This window comes from Brachybacterium sp. 107 (genome assembly GCF_052379725.1).
Lineage (GTDB): Bacteria > Actinomycetota > Actinomycetes > Actinomycetales > Dermabacteraceae > Brachybacterium.
Window position 1 is genome coordinate 13627 of record NZ_JBQSYW010000003.1, and the last position, 25077, is coordinate 38703.

General features: G+C 70.4%; 28 protein-coding genes. 16 read left to right on the forward strand and 12 right to left on the reverse strand.

The window, feature by feature from the left end; translation table 11 throughout:
- The first annotated feature begins 5 nt into the window (after nucleotides 1-5).
- Together ACT3UL_RS04785 and ACT3UL_RS04790 are read left to right on the forward strand one after the other, a co-directional pair.
- On the forward strand, nucleotides 6-566 hold the full coding sequence (locus ACT3UL_RS04785; RefSeq protein WP_444576991.1) for a type 1 glutamine amidotransferase domain-containing protein: 561 nt from the start codon (nucleotides 6-8) through the stop codon (nucleotides 564-566).
- A gap of 35 nt (nucleotides 567-601) precedes the next feature.
- Nucleotides 602-1018 (forward strand): hypothetical protein, encoded by a 417-nt coding sequence (locus tag ACT3UL_RS04790; RefSeq protein WP_444576992.1) that lies wholly within the window; start codon nucleotides 602-604, stop codon nucleotides 1016-1018.
- 92 nt (nucleotides 1019-1110) lie between these two features.
- Here ACT3UL_RS04790 and ACT3UL_RS04795 read toward each other — a convergent pair whose 3' ends face one another.
- From ACT3UL_RS04795 to ACT3UL_RS04805, 3 genes are all read right to left on the reverse strand, one after another.
- The gene (locus tag ACT3UL_RS04795; RefSeq protein WP_444576993.1) at nucleotides 1111-2817 is read right to left on the reverse strand and encodes a DUF4091 domain-containing protein; all 1707 of its coding nucleotides are present in this window, start codon (nucleotides 2815-2817) and stop codon (nucleotides 1111-1113) included.
- Nucleotides 2818-2894: 77 nt separating this feature from the next.
- Nucleotides 2895-3143, reverse strand: a complete 249-nt coding sequence (locus ACT3UL_RS04800) for a helix-turn-helix domain-containing protein (protein ID WP_444576994.1) — start codon at nucleotides 3141-3143, stop codon at nucleotides 2895-2897.
- Nucleotides 3143-3646, reverse strand: a complete 504-nt coding sequence (locus ACT3UL_RS04805) for a DUF2975 domain-containing protein (RefSeq protein ID WP_444576995.1) — start codon at nucleotides 3644-3646, stop codon at nucleotides 3143-3145. The genes ACT3UL_RS04800 and ACT3UL_RS04805 overlap by 1 nt, the downstream gene beginning before the upstream one ends.
- Nucleotides 3647-4135: 489 nt before the next feature.
- Between ACT3UL_RS04805 and ACT3UL_RS04810 the strand changes: the two genes are divergently transcribed.
- The 8 genes from ACT3UL_RS04810 to ppsA all read left to right on the forward strand — a co-directional run bounded on the left by ACT3UL_RS04810 (nucleotide 4136) and on the right by ppsA (nucleotide 14459).
- On the forward strand, nucleotides 4136-4822 hold the full coding sequence (locus ACT3UL_RS04810; RefSeq protein WP_444576996.1) for an alpha/beta hydrolase: 687 nt from the start codon (nucleotides 4136-4138) through the stop codon (nucleotides 4820-4822).
- Nucleotides 4823-5253: 431 nt separating this feature from the next.
- Nucleotides 5254-6654 (forward strand): hypothetical protein, encoded by a 1401-nt coding sequence (locus ACT3UL_RS04815; RefSeq protein WP_444576997.1) that lies wholly within the window; start codon nucleotides 5254-5256, stop codon nucleotides 6652-6654.
- Nucleotides 6655-6656: 2 nt separating this feature from the next.
- Nucleotides 6657-7214 carry a hypothetical protein gene (locus ACT3UL_RS04820; RefSeq protein WP_444576998.1) on the forward strand — a complete coding sequence of 186 codons (558 nt, stop codon included), beginning with the start codon at nucleotides 6657-6659 and terminating at the stop codon, nucleotides 7212-7214.
- 454 nt (nucleotides 7215-7668) lie between these two features.
- On the forward strand, nucleotides 7669-9147 hold the full coding sequence (locus ACT3UL_RS04825; protein ID WP_444576999.1) for a hemolysin family protein: 1479 nt from the start codon (nucleotides 7669-7671) through the stop codon (nucleotides 9145-9147).
- Complete coding sequence (locus tag ACT3UL_RS04830; protein ID WP_444577000.1) at nucleotides 9144-10184, forward strand: hemolysin family protein; 1041 nt, start codon at nucleotides 9144-9146, stop codon at nucleotides 10182-10184. The genes ACT3UL_RS04825 and ACT3UL_RS04830 overlap by 4 nt, the downstream gene beginning before the upstream one ends.
- A gap of 70 nt (nucleotides 10185-10254) precedes the next feature.
- On the forward strand, nucleotides 10255-10878 hold the full coding sequence (locus ACT3UL_RS04835) for a class I SAM-dependent methyltransferase (RefSeq protein WP_444577001.1): 624 nt from the start codon (nucleotides 10255-10257) through the stop codon (nucleotides 10876-10878).
- A 145-nt stretch (nucleotides 10879-11023) separates the two neighbouring features.
- Nucleotides 11024-12037, forward strand: a complete 1014-nt coding sequence (locus tag ACT3UL_RS04840) for a pyruvate, water dikinase regulatory protein (protein WP_444577002.1) — start codon at nucleotides 11024-11026, stop codon at nucleotides 12035-12037.
- A gap of 28 nt (nucleotides 12038-12065) precedes the next feature.
- Nucleotides 12066-14459: a phosphoenolpyruvate synthase gene (gene ppsA, locus ACT3UL_RS04845; protein ID WP_444577003.1), complete on the forward strand. Its 2394-nt coding sequence runs from the start codon at nucleotides 12066-12068 to the stop codon at nucleotides 14457-14459.
- Nucleotides 14460-14504: 45 nt separating this feature from the next.
- Here ppsA and ACT3UL_RS04850 read toward each other — a convergent pair whose 3' ends face one another.
- Both ACT3UL_RS04850 and ACT3UL_RS04855 read right to left on the reverse strand, forming a co-directional pair.
- Complete coding sequence (locus tag ACT3UL_RS04850) at nucleotides 14505-14891, reverse strand: hypothetical protein (protein WP_193117742.1); 387 nt, start codon at nucleotides 14889-14891, stop codon at nucleotides 14505-14507.
- A gap of 42 nt (nucleotides 14892-14933) precedes the next feature.
- Nucleotides 14934-16595 (reverse strand): LarC family nickel insertion protein, encoded by a 1662-nt coding sequence (locus ACT3UL_RS04855; protein WP_444577004.1) that lies wholly within the window; start codon nucleotides 16593-16595, stop codon nucleotides 14934-14936.
- A gap of 116 nt (nucleotides 16596-16711) precedes the next feature.
- Here ACT3UL_RS04855 and ACT3UL_RS04860 point away from each other — a divergent pair, with 116 nt between their 5' ends.
- Complete coding sequence (locus tag ACT3UL_RS04860) at nucleotides 16712-16918, forward strand: hypothetical protein (protein WP_444577005.1); 207 nt, start codon at nucleotides 16712-16714, stop codon at nucleotides 16916-16918.
- Between the two features lie 15 nt (nucleotides 16919-16933).
- On the opposite strand, the gene ACT3UL_RS04865 is transcribed toward ACT3UL_RS04860, so the two are convergent.
- Nucleotides 16934-17437: a hypothetical protein gene (locus ACT3UL_RS04865; RefSeq protein ID WP_444577006.1), complete on the reverse strand. Its 504-nt coding sequence runs from the start codon at nucleotides 17435-17437 to the stop codon at nucleotides 16934-16936.
- Nucleotides 17438-17591: 154 nt separating this feature from the next.
- Nucleotides 17592-18599: an HD domain-containing protein gene (locus ACT3UL_RS04870; RefSeq protein ID WP_444577007.1), complete on the reverse strand. Its 1008-nt coding sequence runs from the start codon at nucleotides 18597-18599 to the stop codon at nucleotides 17592-17594.
- 54 nt (nucleotides 18600-18653) lie between these two features.
- On the opposite strand from ACT3UL_RS04870, the gene ACT3UL_RS04875 reads away from it, so the two are divergent.
- Complete coding sequence (locus ACT3UL_RS04875; protein ID WP_444577008.1) at nucleotides 18654-19217, forward strand: GNAT family N-acetyltransferase; 564 nt, start codon at nucleotides 18654-18656, stop codon at nucleotides 19215-19217.
- 9 nt (nucleotides 19218-19226) lie between these two features.
- On the opposite strand, the gene ACT3UL_RS04880 is transcribed toward ACT3UL_RS04875, so the two are convergent.
- From ACT3UL_RS04880 to ACT3UL_RS04900, 5 genes are all read right to left on the reverse strand, one after another.
- Nucleotides 19227-19769: a hypothetical protein gene (locus tag ACT3UL_RS04880; RefSeq protein ID WP_444577009.1), complete on the reverse strand. Its 543-nt coding sequence runs from the start codon at nucleotides 19767-19769 to the stop codon at nucleotides 19227-19229.
- Nucleotides 19770-20048: 279 nt separating this feature from the next.
- A complete protein-coding gene (locus tag ACT3UL_RS04885; protein ID WP_444577010.1) occupies nucleotides 20049-20459 on the reverse strand; it encodes an MFS transporter in 411 nt (136 codons plus the stop codon).
- Nucleotides 20460-20493: 34 nt separating this feature from the next.
- Nucleotides 20494-21561 carry a MerR family transcriptional regulator gene (locus ACT3UL_RS04890; RefSeq protein ID WP_444577011.1) on the reverse strand — a complete coding sequence of 356 codons (1068 nt, stop codon included), beginning with the start codon at nucleotides 21559-21561 and terminating at the stop codon, nucleotides 20494-20496.
- Nucleotides 21562-21900: 339 nt separating this feature from the next.
- Nucleotides 21901-22140, reverse strand: coding sequence for a type II toxin-antitoxin system prevent-host-death family antitoxin (locus tag ACT3UL_RS04895; protein WP_444577012.1), 240 nt, complete (start codon nucleotides 22138-22140; stop codon nucleotides 21901-21903).
- Between the two features lie 206 nt (nucleotides 22141-22346).
- Nucleotides 22347-22898 (reverse strand): hypothetical protein, encoded by a 552-nt coding sequence (locus ACT3UL_RS04900; RefSeq protein WP_444577013.1) that lies wholly within the window; start codon nucleotides 22896-22898, stop codon nucleotides 22347-22349.
- 139 nt (nucleotides 22899-23037) lie between these two features.
- Between ACT3UL_RS04900 and ACT3UL_RS04905 the strand changes: the two genes are divergently transcribed.
- The 4 genes from ACT3UL_RS04905 to ACT3UL_RS04920 all read left to right on the forward strand — a co-directional run bounded on the left by ACT3UL_RS04905 (nucleotide 23038) and on the right by ACT3UL_RS04920 (nucleotide 25002).
- The gene (locus ACT3UL_RS04905; protein WP_444577014.1) at nucleotides 23038-23568 is read left to right on the forward strand and encodes a TetR/AcrR family transcriptional regulator; all 531 of its coding nucleotides are present in this window, start codon (nucleotides 23038-23040) and stop codon (nucleotides 23566-23568) included.
- Nucleotides 23565-23909, forward strand: a complete 345-nt coding sequence (locus ACT3UL_RS04910; protein ID WP_444577015.1) for a DMT family transporter — start codon at nucleotides 23565-23567, stop codon at nucleotides 23907-23909. Before ACT3UL_RS04905 ends, ACT3UL_RS04910 begins: the two co-directional genes overlap by 4 nt.
- On the forward strand, nucleotides 23909-24241 hold the full coding sequence (locus tag ACT3UL_RS04915; protein ID WP_444577016.1) for a DMT family transporter: 333 nt from the start codon (nucleotides 23909-23911) through the stop codon (nucleotides 24239-24241). Before ACT3UL_RS04910 ends, ACT3UL_RS04915 begins: the two co-directional genes overlap by 1 nt.
- Before the next feature lie 323 nt (nucleotides 24242-24564).
- Complete coding sequence (locus ACT3UL_RS04920) at nucleotides 24565-25002, forward strand: GNAT family N-acetyltransferase (RefSeq protein ID WP_444577017.1); 438 nt, start codon at nucleotides 24565-24567, stop codon at nucleotides 25000-25002.
- Nucleotides 25003-25077 lie beyond the last annotated feature (75 nt).

The following is a 25077-nucleotide window of genomic DNA, read 5'->3' on the forward strand; positions in this document are numbered from 1 at the left end:
CGCTCATGACCAATACTCTTGAAGGCCGTGCGGTCCTTGTGCTGACCAGCAACTTCGGCACGGAGACCGACGAGATCCAGCGCCCCCTCGCCACGCTGCGCGACGCCGGCGCGACGGTCACCGTCGCGGCGACGGAGGCGGGAACAGTGCAGACCCTCGTGGTGGACCACGACCTCGGCCCCGAGGTGCCCGTGGACACCACCTACGACGCCGTGCAGGCGGGCGACTTCGACGCCGTCGTGCTGCCCGGCGGCACCCTGAACGCGGACGCCCTGCGCACCGACGAGACGGTCCGCTCGCTCGTGACGGCGTTCGCCGAGAGCGGCAAGCCCGTCGCCGCCATCTGCCACGCCCCCTGGGTGCTCATCGAGGCCGGCCTCGCCGACGGTCGCGAGCTCACCTCCGTCGACACCATCCGCACCGACCTCGTCAACGCCGGGGCGCAGTGGAGCGACCAGGAGGTCGTGCTCGACGACTCCACGGGATTCCGCCTGATCACCTCACGGAACCCTGGGGACCTCGACGCCTTCGGGGCGGCGATCATCGACGCCCTGCGCCAGTCCTGATCAACGCGAGACCACGTGACCACAGGAGGAATGCCATGACCGAACCCCTTGACCCCGAGCGCCTTGACCCCGAGCCCCTTGACCCCGAGAACCTCGCAGCCGACGCCGAGCAGGCCGACCCGATGCAGGATCCCGAGGTGGAGAAGCTGGCAGAGACCAGCGAGGACGAGTACGAGCGCCCGGTCGAGGACGGGCCCGGGGACGTGAGCATCGACGACGCCCTGGAGACCGACCGGGTGGCCGCCGAGGGCGCGGACTCCCGCAACGCGGACGGTTTCGGCTTCGACGCGGACCGCGAGCGCGGGGCCGACGACACGGTCGCCGCGGAGCAGGGCAACCGCGACGAGGACCGCATGGAGAGCGATGCGGAGGACGCGGAGCTCGACCAGATCGCCGGTTCCGCCGGGGATGCCGCCGGGACGGACCGCGACCTCGCCGACCCGGAGGTCTGAGCGGGCGGGGTCCGCGCTCGCCGCTCACCCCGCCCGCGGCCGACTCAGCTCACGGCCGACTCAGCTCACAGCCGCTTCAGCCCGCGGCCGCTTCAGCCCGCGGCCAGGGCCGCCAGGATCCTCTCGTCGGCCGCGTGCCGGGAGCGCAAATGGGCGCTCACGTCGTAGGAGAACGACGAGTAGGTCAGCGTGCCGCCCTCGTCGATCAGCGCCTTCGCACTCGGCCGGTCGGTGAGCTCGGCGAGCCAGGTCAGCGCCCGATGGTCGGCCATGGCCTGCGCGAACACGCGATGCCCGATCGACAGCCAGGGAGTCCCGTCGGGGCCCGGGTAGACGGCGAAGGCGTCGCCGCCGAAGAAGGGGCCACCGGCGCAGGTCTCCTGGAACGGGTCGATCGGCTCGAGAGCGAACTGGGACCACCAGAAGTTGTATCCCCAGTGCAGGAAGCCCGGGGCGTCGAAGGCGAACAGCTGCCTGCCCAGCACCCGGTTGCGCACCGAGGGCAGGGCGATGAACCGGTTGGCGACATCGCGGTTCTGGGAGACGCAGTAGTACACCCAGGGTGCCCAGCCGGCCTCGAGGAACGGCCCGACGTGGTCGGTGGCCACGATCGGGGTCGCGACCACACCCTGCGCGGCGAAGTCGAAGGAGCTCAGCGCGTCGACCACCCGGGCGCCCTCGAGCAGGTCGGAGACCTGGTCCTTCGCGGCGCGGTACGCCTCGAGGTGGTCCTGGCCCGGCTCGTCGCTGATATGCCAGAGCACCTCGCCGTCCCAGTTCTCCCGGAGGTGCTCGCGCAGCGCGGGGACGAGAGCCTCGAGCAGCCGGCGGTAGGCGGGGGAGGTCGCCGGGACGTGCCATCCGAAGCGGTCCTCGAGCCCGCCGACGGTCTCCACCACGATGGCTGGGGTGAAGCGCGCACCCCACTGGGTGAACAGGTGGGCGACCTCGATGCCCGTGAAGCCCAGGTCGCGACAGATCCCCAACCAGCGGTCCAGCCGGTGGAAGTCGAAGCTGTACTGCCCGTCGAGGTCGCGGATGCCCACCAGCTGCACGGTCGGGCGCGCATGTCCCTCGGCGGTGTCCAGCGGCGGGGTCCACGTGGGAGTCAGCACGGAGTTCACGTCCATCTCGCGCGCCGAGGCGAGGAAGGCCTCGATGAGCTCCCAGTGCCGCTCCGAGAACACCTCGACGTCGTAGTAGGTCGAGAGGCTGTCGGCGTGGAACCAGTGGGTGTTGGTGATCGCGAGGGCGGGCAGGGAGTGCGGATGGATCCTCAGCTGCACGGTGTGCTCGGCGAGCACGTGCTCCCCGTCGGCGCTGGTCAGCGTCACGGTGAGCGCATGGCTGCCGGCGTCGGCCTCTGCAGCGCCTACTACGTCGATCCACAGGGACTCCCAGGTCCCCGGTGTCAGGCGCACGGAGCCGTCGGTCACCGGCTCCAGGAGGTCGGGGTACTCGCCCGGCTCGGTGACCAGGTAGTGCTCGTCGGGGTTCTGCGGCGCCGGGGTCGCGACGGGGACGCGCCGCACCACGTGGAGACGGGCGCGCGGGGCGAGGTCGCCCGAGATCCGCACCTGCACCACCGCAGAGGCATCGTCGAGGCTCCGGGACGCGTGGGCGAACTGGTCCGGGGATGCGGTGTCAGGGGCGTCGTGCTCGTCGAGCAGCAGCGCGACCTGCACGGACAGGACCTCGCCGAGGAACCCGGCGGCGTGCGCACCCCCGATCAGCTCGGCGGGGCGCGGGGCGGCGTCCCCGAGCACCTTCTCCAGGGAATCGGTCAGGACAGACTGCACGGCAGCACTCCTCGTCGGGGACGACATCGATGTCGGCGACCATCCTGGCACGCGCTGCGGCTGAGCCGTGCTCCGTCTCAGCCGTGCTCCGTCTCAGCTGCCTCCGACTCAGCTGCCTCCGTCCCAGGCACCCACTCGAGCAGGTCGCCCGGCTGGCACTGGAGGACCTCGCACATCGACTCGAGAGTGCTGAGCCGTACGGCCTTGGCGCGTCCGTTCTTCAGGACGGCGACGTTCGCGGGGGAGATCCCGACGCGCTGGGCGAACTCGCCGACGGACATCTTGCGACGGGCGAGCTCCACATCGATACGGACGATGATCGCCATCAGATCACCGCAGCCATCTCGACACGCAGCGTCGTGGCCTGCACCAGGAGCGACCGCATGACGATCATCAGCAGGGCCATGCCGACCCCGCCCACGATCCCCATCAGCAGCATCAACGAGAAGAGCGGCGGGCCGCCGACGGCCGAGGCCTGGTAGGTCACCGTGGCCAGGCACACCACGCTTCCCGCGAGAAGCGCGGCGATGATCCCATCCACCCAGCGCAGAGCCAGGGCCGAGAACACGTCGCCGCGCCGGGTGAATCCCAGGAGACGGATGGTGCAGAGGATGCCGACGTCGACGCACGCCAGTCCGAGGATCGACAGGCCCAGGAGCGGCCACCGCAGGAAGGCCGCGTCGGGCATCTCCTCGGCGACGACTCCCGAGAGCCACGGGAGGACGGCGAGCTGCAGGGCGGCGACCACCAGCAGAGCGACGACGAGGAGAGCGCGCAGGGCATCGACGGCGAATCGGGTGGGCATGTCTCGGGTGCTACGGGAAGGCATGCTTCGAGTGTCGCCACAAATCTATCGAATGTCAATCGATCGATCGGGTGCCTCGCACCCCTGCGCAGCTCTCCCTGCGTCGCTGGTGGGGCGCCGGCCCCAGGAATCTGCTCGCATCCCTGCGCGCTCACCGAGTGCGACCTTGGGAGCTGTTCATGCAGGTGAGAACGACTCCAAGGTCGCATTCGAATATTCCGTTGCCTGTCCGTGCGGGCAGTCGTACGGTGGTCGGACACAGAAGGGAGGTGATCCGAGAAGTGATTTCTTATCGGACAAGTGAGGTGGCTCGCCGCTGAGGCGACCATCGACCTGACCCGCCATCGGCGGATCATCAGATCGACGGACGTGCAGCGAAATCCCACCGAGCTGCCGGGACCCGCAGGTGGTCGGACATCGTCCATCCGACCAGCGCAGATGCGCAGCCTGCGGGTCCTTTCCTGCCCGGATTCCCCACGCGCCCGTCCCGCGTGCGACGGCTACGCTCGAGGCATGACGAATGCATCCCAGTACGCGCCGGTCGAGCTGATCTCCTCGGCGATCGATGAGGACGCCGTGGTGCGGGCGGACCCGAAGGGCTCCGCGCCCGACGGCAAGCCCGTCGTGATCCTGCTCCACGGCCTGGGCAGCCACGAGGAGGACCTCACCGGTCTCGTGCCCTTCCTGCCGGCGGACTTCACGTACGTCTCCCTGCGCGGCATCTACCGCTACGTGCAGGGCTACGCCTGGTTCGAGATGCCCGTGGATCCGGCCCGCCCGGAGTCGCTGCAGGCGTCAGCCGCCGCCGTCGAGGCCTGGATCGCCGGCCAGTCGGCCCAGGGCGTCCGCGTGGCCGGCGTCATCGGCTTCTCCCAGGGCGGCGCGCTCGCGCTGCAGCTGCTGCGACGCGACCCCCGTGCCCTGGACTGGATCGTGCAGCTCTCCGGGTTCCCGTTCCCCGCGCCGATGCCGGGCGATGCGGCCCTGGCCGAGATCGCGCCTCCCGCGCTGTGGGGGCACGGCGGCATGGACCCGCACTTCGACCCCGAGCGGGAGGAGGCGGTGCGCGCCTTCATGCGTGAGCACACGCGGATGGAGGAAGAGCGCAGGCCGCACCTCGGGCACGCCGTGGACGAGGTCGAACTGCGCGCGATCGCCGCTTTCCTGCAGCGCCGGGCAGAGGAGTCCCCGGGCCGCTGAGCTCGTGGCGCTCGTGGCGCTCGGGACCCGAGGTCGGGGGCGAGGCTGACCCGGGGCCGGGGCCGGGGCCGGGTGTCGGGGGAGCGAGGGTGAGGCTGGCCCGGGGGGCGGGGGCCGGGTGCCGGGGGAGCTTGCGGGGCGAGCGGAGGCATCGAGTGGCGTCTGGTGAGCAGGCTGCCCGCATACGGCGCGGTCTGCACACCACGCGCCAGTGGATGCGTCGAGACCAGATGAGGTGGGGCTAGGCGAGGCGAGATGGGGCCGGGCTAGGCGGGGCGAGATGAGATGAGGCGGGGCGGGACGGGGCGAGATCAGGTCGATGTCCGGTAATTCTGGACAACCGTCACCTGGTGTCGTCGACTTCTCTAGGCTGGAGGTCACCCGATCTCGCTCGGCGGTGGCTCGCTCCTCCGTCGTCCCCGGAGGATGCCATGCACACCACCGTCACCCCGTCCCCCTTCCTCGCGGAACGCGGCCTCTCCCGGTCCAGGCTCCTGCTGCTGCTCTTCGCCGGGATCGCCGCAATGTTCCTGCTGGCCGCCTGTGGGGAGGTCGACGACAGCACGGAGATCGCCGCCGACGGAACCGGCGTCCAGACCCTCGCGGTCGTGATCAGCGAGACCGATATGGACGACGTCGACGGCGGTGCGAAGACCATCGAGTCGGTCATCGAGGCGAATAATCCGGGCCTCGATTACCAGGGCATGACGAAGAACGGCACGGACACCGTCTTCACCCTCACGCTCTCCTTCAAGGACGCGAAGGACTACGCGGCGAAGGCTCAGCCGATCCTGGCCGCCGGCGAGCTCACGAAGACTGCCGAGGTCACCTTCACGCCGCCGAGCCCGCCCTTCAGCTCCGGATACACCCTCACCCGCAACTTCACCGCCAACGACCTCACGCGCTGGGCCGTGAAGGCGCTCGTCGACGACGGCAAGATCGCCGACGCGAGCGAGAGCGACATCGACAGCGCCCTCGATCCGGGCACGGTCAAGGTCACGGCCGACGGGTCCGAGCTCGAGCGGGACTCGTACGCCGGCGACGGATCCGCCGCGGTGTGGACCAACGCCGCAGCCGTCGGCTTCGACGGCGTGAAGGTGGTGACCGCCGGGGCTGAGGATCCCGCGGCGGATGCCTACACGCGCACTCTCACCTATGAGCTGTCGCGCGCCACATATCTCGATGCGAAGGACCAGTTCGACGACTTCTTCGCGGCGGCGACGCCCGACGGCGGGGAGCTCACGCCGGCCGGCGAGACCGGCACGACGTGGGTGATCGCCTTCCCGCAGGGCACCGCGGAGCAGGTCGGCACCTGGACCGACACCGCCCTCGCCACCACCGGGAGCGTGCTGTCGGTCGAGACCGAGCCGAGCTCCGAGGACCCGTTCGCCATCGAGACCCGCGTGGTCGACACCATCGAATGCACCGTGGCCTGCGGGGAGATGGGCTCTCTGGAACAGGCTCTGCTGGTCCCGGCCGGATTCTCCGGCGGCGAAGTCGACGACCCGGACGCCACCGAGGAGATCGCGCTCGACGGCGGCACCGAGGCGCAGGTCATCACCAAGAACATCACCTTCAGCAAGGCCGTCTACGACGTCACGGTCAATCGTGACGGCGGCGGGACCGTCACGATGGACCTCTCGCTGCCCGCCTCGGATGATGCCGTGGTGACCGAGGAGAACGTGGTGGCTTTCCTGGGCAAGGGCACCGAGCGTTCGGAATCCGAGGGCGTCGTCACGTACACCCGGACCGCCGAGGCGGATTCCTCCGAGGAGTTCTCCGGTGCCCTGCAGAAGCTCGGCTTCGAGGGCCTGGACGGGGCCCGGAGGTGACCGTGCGTGAACGTGATGGGGGGAAGTACTCCGTGTCGCTGGCCATGGGGCTGAACGAGAAGCTCTGGGACAAGGCGGGCACTGAAGCGACCTGGACGATCCGCGGGGACGGTCTCCGTCCCACCGCCGTGACCGAGGACGAGCAGGGCGGCGCGACCCTCGGGGAGGAGACCATCACGGTCGAGGGAACGCACGGCGTGATCCTCACCTTCGCGGCGGAGCGCACGGGCCTGGGGATCGGCGCCATCGTCGGCATCCTCGCCGTCCTCGCGTTCCTCGGCCTGCTCCTCGCCGTGGGCATCGTGGCCTTCCTGAACCGCGCGAAGCTGAAGGCGCTGTTCGGCGGGTCCGCGGGAGGGAGCAGTGAGGGTCAGGCAGGCTCGGGTCCCGCGGTCGCGGATCAGGCAGGCCCGGTTCCCGGAGCCGAGGGTCAGGCAAGCCCGGGCCCCGCAGCCCCGGGCGCCACAGCCCCGACCGATGCAGGCATGTCCCCGGGCAGCGCCGCGCCGCACGAGGGCGGTGGGGGCACTCCGCCGCCGCAGGGGCCGTACGGCGGCTGAGAGCAGGCACGGCCGACGTGACTCGAGCTCGGACGGCTCGGGCGGTTTGGGCAGCCCGGTGCGGGGCCGGTGGAGAGTGCCGGGGAGCGGAGGTATCGAGTGGCGTGTGGTGAGCAGGCTGCCCGCATACGGCGCGGTCTGCACATCACGCGCCAGTGGATGCGCTGAGGTGCGGCGGCGGCGCGGCAGCAGCTGTGTTGGGCGGCTGGGGCGGCGGGGCTGGGGGTGCGGAGCTGGCGGCTGCGGGGCTGGGGCTGGGGGTGCGTCGGACGTCGCATCCACAACCCCTCCCGCGCTCAGGGGCCGGGTTGTAGCATTTCCTCATCCCCCTCCGAACGCCGGGCGGGGTCTATGAGGAGCACCAGGAGATCATGAGCGCCGCCAGCGACGCCCCGAGTGACAGTCCCAGGCCTTCGGGCCTGACACGACATGCATTCTCCGGGGGGATCCGTCCATGGACCTGATCGGTCCCCTCATATCCCTCGGCGTCGGGCTCCTGCTCGTCGTCGCCTGCGGTGGCTTCGTCGCCGCCGAGTTCTCCCTCATCACCGCCAACCGCAATGACGTCGAGGCCGCCGTCAAGAACGGCGACAAGCGCGCCGGCGGCGTGCTCGAGGGGATGAAGACCCTCTCCACGCAGCTCTCCGGGGCGCAGCTCGGCATCACCGTCACCAACCTCGCGATCGGCTTCCTCGCCGAGCCCGCGATCGCCGCCCTGATCGGCCCCGCCCTGGTGGACCTGGGCCTCGGGACGGTCGCCGCCCGGTCCGTGTCCGTGACGATCGCCCTCGTGCTCGCCACCGCGATGACCATGATCTTCGGCGAGCTGGTCCCCAAGAACATGGCGATCTCCCAGCCGCTGCGCACCGCGAAGGCCGTCGTCGGCTTCCAGCGCATCTTCACCACGATCTTCGCCCTGCCGATCCGCCTGTTCAACGGCAACGCGAACGCCGTGGTGCGGGCGCTGGGCGTGGAGCCGCAGGAGGAGCTCAGCTCGGCCCGCAGCGCCGAGGAGCTCTCCGCCCTGGTCAAGCGCTCGGCCGACGAGGGCGCCCTCGCGGAGGAGACCGCCTCGCTCGTGCAGCGCACCCTCGCCTTCGGCGACCGTCGTGCGCACGACGCGATGGTGCCGCGCGGCCGCATGGATTCCCTGGACGTGGACGACACCGTCGAGGATCTGCTGGAACTGGCACGCACCACTGGTCACTCGCGCTTCCCGGTGCTGACCGACGAGAACGAGATCGCCGGCGTCGCCCACATCCGCCACGGGCTCGCCGTGCCCTTCGACGAACGGCCCACCACCCTGGTCGACGCCGTGATGGGCACCGCCACCTTCGTGCCGGACACCGTCCCGCTGGACGACCTCATGGACACCCTGCGCAGCGGGGGTCTGCAGATGGCCGTGGTGGTCGACGAGTTCGGCGACCACGCGGGGCTGATCACCCTCGAGGACCTCGTCGAGGAGATCGTCGGCGAGGTGCGCGACGAGCACGACGAGGAGATGGACGACACCCCGGAGCCCGACGGCTCCTGGGACCTCGACGCCCGCATGCGGCCCGACGAGGCCACCGAGCGCCTCGGCGTGACCGTGCCCGAGCACGAGGACTACGACACCCTCGGCGGCCTGGTCACGATGGAGCTGGGCCGGCTCGCAGAGGTCGGCGACGAGATCGTCGTGGCCACCGACCCCGCCCCCGGCGAGGCCCTCGCCCAGCTGCGTATCGAGGTCACCGAGGTCGACGGCATGCGCATCGAGACCGTCCACGTGAAGGTCGAGCCCGTCGTCGAGGACGACGAGGATACCGAGGACGACAAGCCCTCCCGTCGGGAGCGGGAGAAGGCCGAACGTCGTGAGCGCTCCGATCAGCGCGACAGCGAGAGGGCTCTGCGACGAGCCGCGAAGGACCACGACGAGAGCGAGGCAGGCCGATGAGCACCGCAACGGGCCTCGCCCTCACCCTGATCCTGCTGCTGCTGAACGCGTTCTTCGTGGGCGCCGAGTTCGCGCTGATCTCGGCGCGGCGCTCCGTGATCGAGCCCAAGGCCCTCGAGGGGAAGTGGGCCGCGAAGGTCACGATCAACGCCATGGAGCACGTCTCGCTGATGATGGCAGGGGCGCAGATGGGCATCACCGTGTGCTCGCTCGCCCTCGGCGCGATCAGCGAACCGGCCATCGCCCACCTGCTCGCGGTGCCCTTCGACGCTCTCGGTGTGCCGGGCGCCCTGGTCCATCCGATCTCCTTCGTGATCGCGCTGTCCCTGGTCACCTACCTCCACGTCGTGTTCGGCGAGATGGTGCCCAAGAACATCGCCCTCGCCGGGCCGGAGCGGATGGCGCTGATCCTCGCACCGATCCTCATGGGCATCGTCACCGTGCTGCGGCCGATCCTGTGGCTGCTCAACGCCATCGGCAACCTCGTGCTGCGGATGCTCGGTGTCACCCCCAAGAGGGAGGTGACCAGCGTGTTCACCCGCAACGAAGTGGCGGCCATGGTGAGTGAGTCCCGCGAGGGCGGCCTGCTCGAGGACAACGACGAGGCGCTGCTGCTCGGGGCCCTGCGCTTCGAGGCCCGCAGCGTCGCGAACCTGGTGATCCCGCTGGAGAAGATCTCCAGCCTGCCCGAGGGCGTCACCGCCGCCCAGGCGGAGACCGCCGCCGTCGAAGGCTTCTCCCGGTTCCCGGTGAAGGCGGCCGACGGGCGCCTGACCGGCTACGTCCACATCAAGGATCTGCTGGACTCGGTGCAGGCCCACCGTCACGACCCGATCCCGGCGGAGCGCATCCGTGCCCTGCCGGAGATCGGCGCCGATGAACCGCTGCGCCAGGCGCTGACCTCGATGCAGGCCTCCGGTGCGCACCTGGGCGCCGCGACCGATGAGACCGGCGCTGTGATCGGCATCGTCACCCTGGAGGACATGCTCGAGGAGCTCGTGGGCCAGATCCGCGACGACTCGCGCCTTGCCGCCTGAAGCACCTGAGTCGCCTGGGCCACCTAGGCCACTTGGGCCGCTTGAGCCGCCGACGGTGCACCATGGAGGCATGACGCAGAATCCTTCCCCCGGCCCCGCGGCGAACCTCTGGACCGAGGCCGTGCGACGCAACCCTGAGCACGCCCGCGGCTACGCCGAGCGCTGGCGCCGCATCGAGGCGTCGGGGAAGGACATCTTCGGGGAGGCGCGGCTGCTCGACGCCATGGCTCCGCGCGGCGCTCGGATCCTCGACGCCGGCTGCGGCACGGGGCGGCTGGGCGGTCATCTCGCGCGCGCCGGCCACCGGGTCGTCGGCATGGATCTCGACCCGCATCTGATCGACGTGGCGCGCGAGGACCATCCCGACGTCCGCTGGGAGGTCGGCAACCTCGCCGAGCTCGACCTGCGCGACGCCGACGGCCGGCCGGAGCAGTTCGACCTCGAGCTGAGCGCCGGCAACGTGCTCACCTTCCTCGCCGGCGGCGAGCGTCGTCCGGCCCTCGCCCGTCTCGCCGCGCACCTCGCCCCCGAGGGCCGACTGGTCGTCGGATTCGGTCTGGACCGCGGCTACGAGATCAGCGACTTCGAGGCCGACGCCGCCGCGGGCGGTCTGCGTCTCGAGCAGCGGTTCTCCACCTGGGACCTCCGCCCTGCGGCCGACGATTTCCTGGTGGGGGTCCTGACCCGGGCCTGACCTGGGCTGGAACCGAGATCGCGCCCGGGTGAGACGGCGATCACGACGCAAATACTGCCGTCGCACCGTCGGGCCGCGTTACGTTGGCCGCGAGCACGACGTCGTGTCCCCGGTGCGCGCACCGGGCCCAGTGGAAGGGGCACCCATGGGTTCTTCACTGCCGATCCCTCCGCCGTTGCCGCCTGCCGCGCGGACTCCTGCCGCGAGAACTCCTGCCACGGGGACTCCGGGCGCAGAGCCGGATGGCGCGGACGCCCTCAGCCCGGCGGACCTGGCCCCGAGCCCTGCTGCCGCCACTGCCACTTCAGCCACGTCTGCCACCACTGCCGCCAGCGCTGCTACCGCCGTCCCGGTCTTCTTCATCTCCGACTCCACCGGCATCAGCGTGGAGACGATGGGCAACGCCCTGCTGATCCAGTTCCCCGGTGCGCCCTTCGAGCGCACGCTCATCCCCTTCGTGCGCAGCGTCGAGGAGGCCCGCCAGGTGCGGGACCGGCTGGACGCCGCGATGGACGGACCGGTCGCGCCGATCGTGTTCCTCACCGTCGTCGACGAGGCGGTGCGCGAGGAGCTTCTGGGCACGCGCGCCCCCGTCGTCGACTTCGTGAGCGGGCACCTCGCCCAGCTCGAGTCCCAGCTCGGCATGAGCGGCGACCACGCGCCGGCCCGCCTGCACGGGGTGGGCGACTCCCACCGCTACAACCGGCGCATGCAGGCCGTCGAGTTCGCGATCGAGCACGACGACGGCCAGTCCGTGCGGGCGCTCGAGAAGGCCGACGTGGTGCTCATCGCCCCCTCCCGCTGCGGCAAGACCCCCACCAGCATGTATCTCGCGCTCATGCACGGGATCTTCGTGGCGAACTATCCGCTGGTGGACGAGGACCTCGCCGCCGGCGTGCTGCCCGAGTCCATCGCTGCGCTCTCCGATCGCTGCTTCGGCCTGCTGATCTCCCCGCAGCGGCTGGCCGCCGTGCGCACCGAGCGCATGCCCGACTCCCGGTATTCGTCCCTCGAGCAGGCCCGCTGGGAGCTGTCCCGGGCCCGACGCGTCTATGACGTGTACGGGATCCCCTTCGTCGACTCCTCGACCAGATCGGTCGAGGAGATGTCCACCCTGATCCTCCAATCGCTCGATCGCCGCGGGACGTCGTCCCGTTGAGCAGCACACCCCCCAGAAGGAGCCCGCAATGACGCAGAGCATCCAGTGGTTCTCCGAGCTCGGCATGGCCGACCTCGACCAGGTCGGCGGCAAGAACGCCTCGCTCGGAGAGATGGTCTCGAACCTCAGCCGCCTGGGGGTGCAGGTCCCGGACGGCTTCGCGACCTCCGCCGATGCCTATCGCGAGTTCCTCGGCGCGACCGGTCTCGCCGAGCGCATCGACGCGCAGCTCCAGCAGCTCGACACCGAGGACACCCGCGCGCTCGCCGAGGCGGGCCGCATGATCCGGCAGATGGTCATCGAGCAGCCGTTCCCCGCGCAGCTCGAGGCGGACATCCGCTCCGCCTACGAGCAGCTCGCCGCGGGCAGCGGCGAGGAGGCCTCCTTCGCGGTGCGCTCCTCGGCCACCGCAGAGGACCTCCCCGATGCGTCGTTCGCGGGCCAGCAGGAGACCTTCCTCAACGTGCGCGGCATCGATGCGGTGCTCACCGCGATCCGCGAGGTGTTCGCCTCCCTGTACAACGACCGGGCGATCGCCTACCGCGTCCACCACTCCTTCGAGCACGCCTCGGTGGCGCTCAGCGCCGGCGTGCAGAAGATGGTGCGCTCCGACCTCGGGGCCAGCGGAGTGCTGTTCACCGTCGACACCGAATCCGGCTTTGACCAGGCCGTGTTCATCACGTCGGCCTACGGGCTGGGGGAGGGCGTGGTGCAGGGCGCGGTGAACCCCGATGAGTTCTACGTGTATAAGCCGGGCCTGCGCGAGGGTCGGCCCGCGATCCTCAAGCGCACCGTCGGCGAGAAGGCCACCAAGATGGTCTACACCGACGACGCCGCCGTGGGCCGCACCACCGAGTTCATCCCCGTGGAGGCCGCCGAGCAGGTCAAGCTGTCGCTGACCGACGAGCAGGTCACCGAGCTCGCCCGTCAGGCGCTCATCATCGAGGAGCACTACGGCCGCCCGATGGACGTCGAGTGGGGTCTGGATGGGGCCGACGGGGGCCTGTACATCCTCCAGGCCCGGCCCGAGACGGTGCAGTCCCGCGCCGGCAGCACCGTGGAGAAGTACCACCTGGCCTCCCGCGGGGCCGTCCGGGTGGAGGGTCGCGCGATCGGGGCGAAGATCGGCGCGGGCCGGGTGCGGGTGCTCGAGGACATCGACCGCATGCACGACTTCCAGGCCGGCGAGGTGCTGGTGGCGGACATGACCGACCCCGACTGGGAGCCGATCATGAAGCGGGCGAGCGCGATCGTCACCAACCGCGGCGGCCGCACCTGCCACGCCGCGATCATCGCCCGTGAGCTGGGCATCCCCGCCGTGGTCGGCACCGGCACCGCCACCCGCGAGCTGGCTGACGGCGACGAGGTCACCGTCTCCGCCGCCGAGGGCGACACCGGCTTCGTCTACGAGGGCGAGCTCGAGTTCACCGTCGCGACCAGCGAGGTGGACTCCATGCCCGAGCTGCCGGTGAAGATCATGATGAACGTGGGCACCCCGGCGCAGGCCTTCGCCTTCTCCCGGCTGCCGAACGCCGGGGTGGGCCTCGCGCGACTCGAGTTCATCGTGAACCGGCAGATCGGCATCCACCCCCGAGCCCTGCTCGAGCTGGACCGCCTGGACACCGACGAGCCCGAGGTGGCTGCGCAGGTCAGGGCCCAGGTCGCCGCTTACGCCTCACCCCGGGACTACTTCGTCCAGCGGGTCGCGGAGGGCGTCGCGACGATCGCCGCGGCCTTCGCGCCGGAGCCGGTGATCGTGCGGATGAGCGACTTCAAGTCCAACGAGTACGCGAACCTGCTGGGCGGCACCCTCTTCGAGCCGCACGAGGAGAACCCGATGATCGGCTACCGCGGCGCGAGCCGGTACCTCTCGGAGGACTTCGCGGAGTGCTTCGCGATGGAGTGCGAGGCCCTGCGGTACGTGCGCGAGGACATGGGGCTCACGAACGTGAAGCTCATGATCCCCTTCGTGCGCACCCCCGCCGAGGGCAAGGGCGTCATCGACCTGCTCGCCACCCACGGCCTGGTGCGCGGGGAGAACGACCTGCAGGTCATCATGATGTGCGAGATCCCCTCGAACGCCGCCACCCCGGAGCTGTTCCTCGAGCACTTCGACGGCTTCTCGATCGGCTCGAACGACATGACCCAGCTGACGCTGGGCCTGGATCGCGACTCCGGCCTGGTCGCCGACGCCTTCGACGAGCGGGATCCCGCCGTGAAGTTCATGCTCTCCCGGGCCATCGAGGCCTGCCGGGTGGCCGGGAAGTACGTGGGGATCTGCGGGCAGGGCCCGTCGGACCACCCCGACTTCGCGCAGTGGCTGATGGACCAGGGCATCGCCTCGATGTCCCTGAACCCGGACACGGTGGTCGACACGTGGCTGCAGCTCGCCCAGCACGGCGGTGGCGGCGAGGTGGGCTGACAGCGCCCGGGTCGGGGCCCCCGTCCAGGGCCCCGGGCCGGGAGCTCAGTCGTCCTCGCGCACCCGCAGCAGCTCGCTGGTGTGGGTGCCGGGGGTGCTGTGGCTCTCGGCGCCCGGCACGCTGGTCACGGTGGTCAGGAGGAACACGGTGTCATCGAGCGCCTCGACCGAGTGGCGGTGATGGGTGAGCGCCTCGACGTGGCCGGTCTCCAGCACCACGGTCTCCTCGCCGGTCACCTTCACGCTGCCGCGGATCACCTGGATCGAGGCGGCGGGCGGGGAGTTGTGCTCGGCCAGGCGCTCCCCCTGCTTGAGAGCGATGACGGTCTGGCGCAGGGGGCCGTCATGGACCAGGAGCTCCGCGTGCCGGCCGTTCTCGGCCTTGCGGGCCTGGTCGATGGCCTTGGTGATCGCGTCGGACAGGGCAGCCATGGGAACCTCCAGGTGAGCAGCGGTGGTCCCAGCCAGTATCCGTCAGTCGGCGTGTTCCGTCAGGCCGGTTGCGGATTCCTTCGCGAGGTCCAGCATGGCGCGCTCGCTGATCCCGAGCACCCGGGCCGCTGCGGCGACGTCCCGGAACTCCGGTTCGCGGCGCACGACGGCGCCGCGGGCATCGCGGGCGATCTTCACGGCGATCCGCTGGCCCTGCACCTCGACCTCGGTGAACTCGCGGGTGCGGATGACCCGCTCCACCCGGTGCATCCTCACCCCGAGCGTGCCCGTGCGATCCATCAGCACCGCCGCGATCTCCTGCACGGACCGTTCCCTGACCAGGGCATGGATCGTGATCGCGGGGCGGCCGCGCTTCATGGTGATCGGGGTGTGCCAGGCATCGAGGGCGCCGAGGTCCAGCAGCTCGTCGATGATCCGCGGCCACAGCCGGGGGTCGAGATCGTCGACGTTCGCCTCGAGCTGGACGGCCGACGTCGGGGTGTCATGCGCGTCCGCGGCGCGAGGGCCGACGCTGTCGCCCCCGGGCCCTGCCGGGAGGGGAAGCTCCGAGGCTGCGAGCGCCGACGGGTCGACGGACGGGGCTGACCCGACGGATCCGGACTGGCTGGCAGAGGCGGACTGGCTGGCGGAATGGGCCGGGTCGGGCGACGCTCCGTATCCCCGCCGACCGACGAGGACCCGCACCACGTTCGGCCGGCCGGGGGTCTCCTTGGTGCCCGCGCCGACGCCGACCGCCTCCGTGAGCAGCATCGGCTGCGGCCCCGAGGTGCCGGCCAGACCCCGCATCAGTGCGACGCCGGTGGGGGTGGCGAGCTCGCCGATCCCGGGCGCGACGCCCGCGGGGACCTTCCGGCCGCCGTGCTCGTGGGGGCCTCCGGCCATGTGCGCGGGGATCGTGTGCGCGGGGACGTCGACGTCCGACGTGGGGACCGGCACCGCCGCGTCGTGGTCCGGGGTGCGGTCCGTGGCGTGAGGATTCTCGTGGTCGTGGTCGTGGTCGTGGTCGTGGTCGTGGTCGTGGTCGTGGTGGTGGTGGTCAGGCTGGTGGTCGGACGACGGTCCGTGGGCGTGCTGGTGCCCGCGCGGGGGCAGTAGCTCGCCGGCGACCGTCGGCCAGCCGATCGCGAGACGCACCACGGCCGGGACCGGCACCGGGATGTCGCCATGTGCGGCGCGGATGCGCCCGCTGCCCACCGCGATCACGCTGCCCGCTCCCTCGGTGATGCCCAGCTGGCGCCACGCCTCGCAGGCCCCGATCACGTCGGCCAGGGAGTCCAGCGCGCCCACTTCGTGGAAATGGACCTCGTCGGCCGGGACCCCGTGCGTGGTGCCCTCCGCGTCGGCCAGGCGGCCGAACACCGTCAGCGCGAGGTCGATCGTCCGCTCCGGCACCGAGACGTTCCCGCGGGAACGTTCCAGCAGCTCCCGGATCGACGCCCAGGTGCGATGGGGCGGGTCCGTGACCAGCACGTCCACGTCGATCTTGGTGGCGCGCTGCCCGCCGCGGTCCACCGTGCTGCGCACGAAGCGCACCGAGTCCGGGACCAGGGCGTCGAGCACCTCCTGCACCGCGTCGAGGTCCGCGCCGGCGTCGACCAGAGCCGCCAGGAGCATGTCCCCGGCGATGCCCGCGGTCGCGTCGATGTAGGCGAGGCGGGGGGCAGAGGGCGAGGGGATCTCCATGGGATCGATCGTAGGCCGCTCTCGCGACGGCGGCCGCGCGGTGAGCAGGGGTTGCCGCCTTTCGGCGTTCGCCCAGGGCGTATGGCGAGCACGGCGAGAACCCCTAGAGTGGAGTCATGAGCCACGAGCCGACGTCCAGCCTCGTCGCGTCGGAGCGACGCACCTTCTCTGCGCTCGCCCTGATGGGGGCCGCGATCGTCGCCCTGCTGCTCGTCGCCGTGACCGGGACGATCCTGTTGGAGTCGCCCACGATGCACATCCCGGATTCGACCACGCACGGGGCGTTCCTCGATGCCCTGGTCATCCTGATCCTGCAGGTGTGAGCGGCCCGGTCGGGCTCAGTAGTCGCTGCCGCCCTGGCCGGAGAGCGTGATGAGCTCGCCGCCGAGCTCGTCCTTGACCGTCTCGAGCCACTCCTGGACTGCGGGATCGTCGTCGTCCACGAGGATCACCCAGTTCTTGGCCAGCAGGCCGTACCCCTTTTCGTCGTTCTCCTCGGCGAAGGCCTCCATGAAGTCCTTGCCCTTGACGTCGTGAGGGACCACGGTGCTGACGGTGACGCTGTCGTCGTCCCCGAGCTGGCATTCGCCGTCGACCACGTCGAAGGCGGGGAAGCCGTCGGTCAGCTCGCCGTCCATGAATGAGTTGAAGTCGTCGGAGTCCACGGTGTCGCAGTGGAAGTTCACCCGGAGCTCCTCGTAGAGGTCGCGCGAATCGTCGTACGAACCGCCGCCGCACCCTGCGAGCAGCAGCGCGGTGCCGGCCGAGATCGCCGTCGCTGCGATCCGTCGTCGTGTGCTCCCCGTCGATCCCGTGGTGCTCCTGAGCTCTGTGGTCCCCATGGCATGTCCCCTGTTCGGCGTTCGTCGTCGTGGTGGTCGACGGGCCCCTCGCCCGCCGGGCGCGAGCCACTATACGGGTGTCCGATTTATCGGGACGGCGCACCGGGCGGCGTGGCGCGAGGGGTTCTGCGTCGGCCGGTTCTGCTGTGCGGCGTCACTGCCGGCGCAGCACGAAGACCAGGGGAAGGCCGCGACGCAGGTCCTCGGCCTCGCGGGTGTGGAGGAGCTCGCCGTCGACGCTGGGCGGATCGAGATAGGTGCGGGTGATGCGGTGCTCCACGCGAGCCGCCCGGGACGGGCCGTCCTCCGTCTCGTCGTGCTCGTCGTGCTCGGCGAGCAGGCGCCAGCTGAGCGGATGGTGGCGGAACGCCTCGGCCTCCTCGGCTGTCGACGGGCAGCGGCGCAGGGCCGCGAGCAGCTCGTCGTCGGTCATCTCCACGAGCTCGGCGACCGTCAGGTCGGGCTCCTCGCCCGAGAGCGCTGTGGTGACGAGGTGCCGCAGGACCGCGACGGGCAGCACATCGGCGGGGGAGCGCTGGGCCCGGGCCTCCGCCACGGCCAGCCGCACCAGCTCGGCGCCGGTCCGCGGATCCGTGTCCACCGTGCCGTCGCGCAGCCGGAGGCGCTCGAGCAGGTCCGACGGGAGACCGCGGGTGCGGCCGTGCGCCTGGCCGCTGCGCAGGAAGGAGTCCAGGTGGTCCAGCTTCATCCCGCCACGGCCACTGGTCAGCGGGGAGACGAGGCGGCCGTCGTCCACCGCGTTCACGTCGTCCGCATCGATCCCGTGCTGCGCGAGCAGCTCGCCCATCGCCCGGACCCGCGAATGGCCCAGCTCGTGATGGTCCAGTCCGTCGATGCCCTCGAGGGTGTGGCTGAAGGGCAGGTGCCCCACGTCGTGGAGCAGCGCGCTCGCCCGCGCGAGCTGGTCATCCGGGGCGAAGTGCGCGACGAGCGCGAGGACCCCGAGGGAATGCTCGAGCCGGGAGTAGGTCTGCGTGGTGGTCAGCGACGCCGCACCGGCATGGGAGATGGCCCCGAGGCGGCGCACCGGCCAGGAATCGAGGAGCGCCTGCTCGAGGGGGCTCAGCTCGACGGTGATCCGCCACAACGGATCGAACCACCTGCCGTCGAGCCCGAGGGTATCCGCGGAATCAGGCCTCATCGCACCTCCTGGGGAGCTCTCTTACGGTAGCGCGGAGGGGATACCCTCCTGCGCATGAGTGACGCCGCCGTGAGGCACCTGCCCCGAGAGATCCGGACGGATCGCCTGCTCCTGCGTGCGGTGAGCGTCGACGACGCGGCGGCCCAGGCGGAGGCGGTCACCGCCTCGCTGCCCGAGCTGGAGCCGTGGATGCCCTGGGCCCAGTCGCCGCAGACCCTCGAGCAGGCCACGGAGAACCTGGCCGCCGCGGTGGGCCGTTTCGAGGCGGGCACGGAGTCCACCTGGACGATCTGGGACCCGACGGGGGAGGACTTCATCGGCCGCACCAGCATCTTCGCCGTGAACTGGAAGGTCCCCAAGGGGGAGATCGGGTACTGGCTCACCAGCACGCACACCGGTCGCGGGTACATGCGCGAGGCCGTCGGCGCTGTCATCGACGCCGCGGACCACGAGGGCTTCCGGCGCCTGGAGATCCGCTGCGATCGGCGGAACACCCGCAGCGCTCGGGTTCCGCTGAGCCTCGGATTCGAGCTGGACGGGGTGTTCCGCAACGACGCCGTCTCGGCCACGGACCCGTCCCTGCTGCGGGACACCCTGATCCACTCCCGGATCAGGTGACCGGGCCGGTCATGACGGGACTGGCGCGACGGGTTCCCGCGTGCTCACACCGATCATGAGGGCTGCGCCGGCGGCCAGGGCGGCCGCGAGGAGCAGCGCGACTGATGCATGACCACCTCCCGAAAGAGCCGCGAAGGGGCTGTTCAGCAGGGCGGGTGGTGCGAGCTGCACGACGCCCACGAGCGCCTGGAAGCGGGTCATCTGCCCCGCAGGCGCCAGACGCAGCAAGGTCGGTGCGATGTGGGTGGTGAAGACGGCGGTCCCGACACCGAGAAGAGCCGCGGAGAGGATCGCCGCTCCGGCGCCGAGAGGCCCGGGAGGCGACGCGAGGGCCCCCAGGGCGATCGACATGAGCACCGGGCCGCCGATCAGCGCGAGGTTCTGCCGGGACAGGGTGCCGGTGATGGAGATCAGGAGCGTGACCGTGAGGGTTCCTGCGGCCCACGCCGCCTCCAGGAGGCTCGCCTGTGAGGCGTCCCACCCGTTCGCGCGCGCCCAGGAGGGCAGGACCACGGCCACCACGGGGAGCACTGCGGAGCAGACGAGGGCCACCGCCCCCAGCAGGGGCCAGACGTGCAGCGCGTGCGCGGAGCGGATCCCGAGCGCCAGGGAGTGCCAGATGCCGCCGGCCGGGGCACTGGTCGTCGAGGAGGAGCGCGGTCCCTGAGGCCGCAGGGCGCAGAGGCCCGCGACACAGAGCGCCGTGAGCAGGGCATGTACGGCGAGGACCGCGGTCAGGGACCAGAGGGAGAGGGCTATGCCGCTCGCTGCGACCCCCAGGATCCGGGCGGCGTGCAGACTGCCGGAGATCCGTGCCAGGGCCCGCGGCAGCTAGTCGTCGCTGCGGATCAGCAGCCGGGCGTACACGGTCGCCGACGGCCGGGAGATCGCGGAGATCGTGGAGGTGGTGACCGCGGCAGTCGCCAGCAGCGTGACGGTCGGATCGCCGCCGGAGACGGCGAGGAGGGGGATCAGCACGATCAGCTCGGCGCCCATGGTCACCAGGAGCATGCGGCGGGGGCCGTGCCGATCGCCGAGCACGCCGCCCAGCAGCATGAGGGCCACCGGTGGCAGCACGGAGAGCATGCTGACCAGGGCGACGGCGCCGGGGCCGTGGCCTGTGGCGAGCCAGATCAGAGCGAAGCCCAGCATGGAGCCGCCGGCGGACTGCAGGGTGGAGGCGGCCCACCACAGGTGGAATCGGGCAGGGAGCGGGGACGGGATCGAGGGGTGTGTTCTCACGCCCTCGAGGTTGAGGGTTCGAGCGACCTGAAGGTCAAGGAAGCATCGGCATCACCAGGCAGGTCAAGGTGTCCTGCACGGGGGAGGCGACCCGCACGGGAGTGATCGTGTCCACCAGGGAGAGCACGATCTCCTCACCGGCGCAGACGGCGATGGCCGCCGCGAATAGCGCCCGGCCCACCAGGACCTCGAGCCGCTCTCCGCGGGTGGCCCACCCGTTCAGCACCGGAGCGTCGTCCTGAGCGCCGCCCGCGTGGAGAGCCGTCTTCCCTCCGTCGACGACGAGCAGGAGCTTCTCGCTCAGGCCCGACCGATCGAGAATCTCCTGCAGCTCCGCTCGGTCGAAGCCCGCGAGGGCCCGGGCGGGTGGCTGTGTGGAGACCAGGCGGCCGAGGTCGGGGACCGCTCGTTCGACGGCAACGGTGCGTGCGAGCAGCGTTCCGTCCGCGTCGTGGATCGTCAGCCCCTGCTCGGTGAGCTCGAGGTGCACCGTGCCGCGATGGGAGCTGGTCGCTGCGACCTCGACGGCGTCCTCGCACGAGATGATCGCCCGTGCCTCGCGGCCGGCACCCTCCGCCTCGAGGTGGCGATGAGCGAGCCAATAGCGGTCCGTGGCGATCAGTTCGATGCCCCGCGGGCCGATCGAGCACACGAGGCCGGAGACGTCGGCCGCGGCCTTCGCGGCGGCCTGAAGCACCTGGGAGACGGCGCTGGCCAGGACGGTGCCGAGGAGGTCGGCAGTCGCAGGGGCGCGATGTGCTGGGGCGGGGTCGAGCTGAGCTCTGAGCGCCGTCAGCTCGTCCACACGCTGACGGGATGCGGCGCCGTGGTGCGTGGCCAGCTCGGCGAGCAGACGAGCTCCGTCGCTCGGGGCCCCGGCGAGCACCTCCCGCATCACGGGCAGCGGCACAGCGGCAGACCTCATCCGCTGCAGCAGCACGCCGCTGTCGATCTGAGCGGGCGCGTAATAGCGGTAGCCCGAGACGGGGTCCACGTCGGCCGGTTCGAGCACCTGCTGCGCGGCGTAGTGCCGCAGAGCGCTGGCCGGGATCCCGACAGCTCGGGCAAAGGTGCTGATCGTCAGCAGTCGCTCATCGGCCATGCCGCATCTTGGCATGCGCGGCCGTTGTCGACGCGCTCCAGCTTCGGGACGACAGCGATCCTCCGGGACGCCGTCAGACGGTTGCGCGATGTGCGCCGGGGGCTGCGGCGGCGGACGCAGGGCTTGTCGGCGCGAGGCATGTGCGCGTTGCAGCGAGGTTCCTGCCGGAGTGCGATGATCCTTTCCGGGTCCGCGCTCCCCGCGACGCGCTCGACCGCAGCACGCAGTGCCGGTGCCGGATCAAGCTCGCCGATCTCTGGGTCCCAGGCGTCTGCAAGGGCAGCGTAGATCTCGTCGGCCGAGAGGCTCTCCGCGCCCGCATGGACTTCTAGGAGAGCATCACCGACGCGCAGGCAAGCCCTCGCGGACCTCGTCCACCGTGTGGAACTCGGAACGCTCAGCGACAAGCTGACTGACGCCCTGGATCATCTGATCGGCAGCCAGGCGAAGGGAACGTTCGAGGTCGTCGAAACGTTCAGGACTCATCACGATGGCGCTGGGCTTGCCGTGGTCCGTGAGCACCACGGTTCGACCGGCAGCCGTTTCGGCGAGGTAGCCGACACCCTTCTTGGTGGCCATAGTGGCGGGCATCCGAAGTGGAGCAGTCATTGGCCCAGTCTCGCAGTCCTGTTGCCTAAAGTTCGAACTTTTGGAGGCGTCGGTCGCCTGTCCGGTACCCCCGGCGACGTGGCCGGCGGCTTGCACAACCCCTTGCGAGCTCCGGCGTGGAGGGGGCCGACGTGAGCCCCGCTGGGGCGTACCCGAGTAGGCAGATCTGCGTGAGATCAGCCGTCTTCCCCGCTGTTCCCGTGGCTCCCAGGATCCTCTCGTGCATCGACCACGGCTGCGATGAGGGCGATCAGCCCGGCGTAGCCGATGCCCTGGCTCAGACCCACTGCGAGCCTCGCGTGTCGCACTCCTCGGTCGGTGAAGAACGACTCCAAGCGTCTGTCCACCACCACTCCGACAGCAGTGGCGGTGCCGGACATCGTCCCCGATGCGGCGGCGATGGCGGCTCTCCGTACGAGCGCCCGACGGTCTGCCACACCCAGGGGCTTCGCTCCGTCTCCCTCGGTCTTCGCAGAATCAGTCGGCGCAGCCTGCCCGTGGGGGGTCCACGGCATCCACCCGTCGGGAGCGGCCGTACGTGCTCTCGCGGCGGCCCGGAGGCCGAGGAAGGTACCCGCCGCAGCGAGGGAGGCGGACGCCGCGACGAGGGCCATGACCTGCCGTCCGTGCAGGCGCCCGACGGGGATCGCCGCGAAGGCTGAGGACGTCGCGGCATCGCGAGCGAACTGGGCCAGTGGGCGAAGGAACGCGAGGGAGCGGGTCGGCATGGTCGTGACGCTAACAAGCGGACGCACCGAGGGGACCCGACCTCCAGCGATGCTGGGTGCTTCTGAAGGCCGACGAAGGTCGACATAGCCGACATGCCCTCGACTTGCCGACCAAACGTTTGGTCGGTACTCTCGACGCATGGCCAAGACGACAACTCAACTTCTCGACGACGCGATCTCCGTGCTTCGACGCGGAGGCGTGGTCACGATCGATTCCGTGGCCTCCGAGGCAGGAATGAGCAAGGCCGGGGTGGTGCATCACTTCCCCTCGAAGGAAGCGCTGATGGTTGGCGTCGTCGACCGAGTACTGGACCTCTGGGAGGACGAGCTCACCGAAGCTATCGGGGGAGCTGACGATCCCGTCGAACGACTGCGCGCTTACGTCGACCTCGGCGTGCTCTCCGACTTCGATGGGGGCGACCTCGCCCTGCTCGCGGACGTGAGGTTGCGCGACACTCTCGCCGCCCAGTGGCAGAAACGACTGCGCCCATGGTTCGGCGAAGAAGCACCGGGGACCAGCGCCCAGAAAGCATCCTTGCAGGCGGCACGCCTGCTCGCCGATGGCGCTTGGACTGACCAGGCGCTCGGACTTCTCACCATGACCAGCGAACAGAAAGCGCTCGTGTGCGCCATCGCCCAACGACTGATCGATGAAGGATCACAGGCATGAAGTGGCTATTTCTCGCGGGTGCGATCGCTTTCGAGGTGACCGGATCACTATCACTCAAAGCGGCCCTCGAGGCACCCGGATTCTTCGCCCTCGCGGCGATCGGATACGTGGGCGCCTTTGCGCTGCTGGCCGGGGCGCTGCGTCGAGGTATGCCCCTCGGCGTGGGCTACGGCATCTGGGGGGCATCGGGGGTGGCCATGACTGCCATCTTCTCCGCGATCCTCTTCGGTGAGCCAATGACCGGTCTGATGACGCTGGGGATCGCAGTGATCATCGGCGGAGTCCTGTGCGTCGAACTGGGCTCACAGGCCGCCACGAAGAACCTCGAGGAGACCCCCTGATGGCCTACCTGTACCTCAGTGTCGCAATCATCTTCGAAGTCGCCGGCACCCTCTCACTTCGCATGGCGACCTCACAGCCGAAGGACGAGGGGCGCCTCTGGCTGCTTGCCGTCCTCGGCGGCTACGGAATGGCGTTCTTCGCCCTCACCATGACGCTCGCCGAAGGCCTAGCCCTAGGCGTCGCATACGGCATCTGGGCAGCAACCGGTGTCGCGCTCACCGCGATCCTCAGCCGCATCCTCTTCAAGGAGCCGCTCACCAAGGTGATGGCCGCCGGCATCGCCCTCATCATCATCGGCGTGCTCATGATCGAACTCGGCGCCGCCCACTAGACCCGCGCCCGGACCGACAGTCGACTGCGCGCTGCCTTCCGCCTCTGCTGAGCGGCCCGCGGCCGATGGCATCGCTGGAACGATCGGTGCCCCGTCGGGGTGTACACCGACGGCGCACCCAGACCGTGGTGTCGCAATGGTTGCGGATAGGGTCCCCGCCGGGTATCTCGTGATAGCTCTGTTTGCCGGGCAGCGCCCACCACCTCGACGTGGCATCCGGAGGGGCTGCCCCCGGCAAACAGAGCACCGGCGGCGCCGGGGCATTCGCTCAGGTGGACCGGACCTGCGTCATCGCTGAGGCAGCGCGGGATAGCGTTGCGCCCATGTCTGTGACGACACCGGTGATCCGCGAGGCGCGCGTCGATGACGAAGCGGAGCTGTGGCCCATGGCGTCAGCCCTCGCCACGTCGTACGAGCCCACGCAAGAGCGCTTTCGGATCGGCCTGCGGGGGATCATCGAGGATCCGCACGCCACGGTGCTCGTCGCGGACCAGAACGGGCGACTCGTCGGCTACGTGCACGTGCTCGTCCATGACGCGTTCCATGCCGACGGGATGATCGGCTGGGTCGAGGAGCTGATGGTGGGGGAGGACCAGCGCGGCACCGGATGCGGCCGCGAGCTGATGAATGCTGCCGAGCGGTGGGCCACGGAGAACTTCGACATCGCCTACCTCGCCGTCGCGACCCGCAGGGCCGAGGGCTTCTACCGTTCCATCGGGTACGACGAGTCCGCGACGTACTTCAAGAAGTCCTTCCGCTGATCCCGGGACCGTCTGTGCGCAGCGCTCGCCGAGAGGGCGTCCCCGGGCACTGCGATACCTTGACCCTTCGACCCC

Excerpts from the sequence above, each read along its gene's own strand:
- ACT3UL_RS04785 (WP_444576991.1), top strand. The coding sequence starts at position 6 with ATGACCAATACTCTTGAAGGCCGTGCGGTCCTTGTGCTGACCAGCAAC.
- ACT3UL_RS04790 (WP_444576992.1), top strand. The coding sequence starts at position 602 with ATGACCGAACCCCTTGACCCCGAGCGCCTTGACCCCGAGCCCCTTGAC.
- ACT3UL_RS04800 (WP_444576994.1), bottom strand. The coding sequence starts at position 3,143 with ATGGCGATCATCGTCCGTATCGATGTGGAGCTCGCCCGTCGCAAGATG.
- ACT3UL_RS04805 (WP_444576995.1), bottom strand. The coding sequence starts at position 3,646 with ATGCCTTCCCGTAGCACCCGAGACATGCCCACCCGATTCGCCGTCGAT.
- ACT3UL_RS04810 (WP_444576996.1), top strand. The coding sequence starts at position 4,136 with ATGACGAATGCATCCCAGTACGCGCCGGTCGAGCTGATCTCCTCGGCG.
- ACT3UL_RS04815 (WP_444576997.1), top strand. The coding sequence starts at position 5,254 with ATGCACACCACCGTCACCCCGTCCCCCTTCCTCGCGGAACGCGGCCTC.
- ACT3UL_RS04825 (WP_444576999.1), top strand. The coding sequence starts at position 7,669 with ATGGACCTGATCGGTCCCCTCATATCCCTCGGCGTCGGGCTCCTGCTC.
- ACT3UL_RS04830 (WP_444577000.1), top strand. The coding sequence starts at position 9,144 with ATGAGCACCGCAACGGGCCTCGCCCTCACCCTGATCCTGCTGCTGCTG.
- ACT3UL_RS04835 (WP_444577001.1), top strand. The coding sequence starts at position 10,255 with ATGACGCAGAATCCTTCCCCCGGCCCCGCGGCGAACCTCTGGACCGAG.
- ACT3UL_RS04840 (WP_444577002.1), top strand. The coding sequence starts at position 11,024 with ATGGGTTCTTCACTGCCGATCCCTCCGCCGTTGCCGCCTGCCGCGCGG.
- ppsA (WP_444577003.1), top strand. The coding sequence starts at position 12,066 with ATGACGCAGAGCATCCAGTGGTTCTCCGAGCTCGGCATGGCCGACCTC.
- ACT3UL_RS04850 (WP_193117742.1), bottom strand. The coding sequence starts at position 14,891 with ATGGCTGCCCTGTCCGACGCGATCACCAAGGCCATCGACCAGGCCCGC.
- ACT3UL_RS04855 (WP_444577004.1), bottom strand. The coding sequence starts at position 16,595 with ATGGAGATCCCCTCGCCCTCTGCCCCCCGCCTCGCCTACATCGACGCG.
- ACT3UL_RS04860 (WP_444577005.1), top strand. The coding sequence starts at position 16,712 with ATGAGCCACGAGCCGACGTCCAGCCTCGTCGCGTCGGAGCGACGCACC.
- ACT3UL_RS04865 (WP_444577006.1), bottom strand. The coding sequence starts at position 17,437 with ATGGGGACCACAGAGCTCAGGAGCACCACGGGATCGACGGGGAGCACA.
- ACT3UL_RS04870 (WP_444577007.1), bottom strand. The coding sequence starts at position 18,599 with ATGAGGCCTGATTCCGCGGATACCCTCGGGCTCGACGGCAGGTGGTTC.
- ACT3UL_RS04875 (WP_444577008.1), top strand. The coding sequence starts at position 18,654 with ATGAGTGACGCCGCCGTGAGGCACCTGCCCCGAGAGATCCGGACGGAT.
- ACT3UL_RS04890 (WP_444577011.1), bottom strand. The coding sequence starts at position 21,561 with ATGGCCGATGAGCGACTGCTGACGATCAGCACCTTTGCCCGAGCTGTC.
- ACT3UL_RS04895 (WP_444577012.1), bottom strand. The coding sequence starts at position 22,140 with ATGGCCACCAAGAAGGGTGTCGGCTACCTCGCCGAAACGGCTGCCGGT.
- ACT3UL_RS04900 (WP_444577013.1), bottom strand. The coding sequence starts at position 22,898 with ATGCCGACCCGCTCCCTCGCGTTCCTTCGCCCACTGGCCCAGTTCGCT.
- ACT3UL_RS04905 (WP_444577014.1), top strand. The coding sequence starts at position 23,038 with ATGGCCAAGACGACAACTCAACTTCTCGACGACGCGATCTCCGTGCTT.
- ACT3UL_RS04910 (WP_444577015.1), top strand. The coding sequence starts at position 23,565 with ATGAAGTGGCTATTTCTCGCGGGTGCGATCGCTTTCGAGGTGACCGGA.
- ACT3UL_RS04915 (WP_444577016.1), top strand. The coding sequence starts at position 23,909 with ATGGCCTACCTGTACCTCAGTGTCGCAATCATCTTCGAAGTCGCCGGC.
- ACT3UL_RS04920 (WP_444577017.1), top strand. The coding sequence starts at position 24,565 with ATGTCTGTGACGACACCGGTGATCCGCGAGGCGCGCGTCGATGACGAA.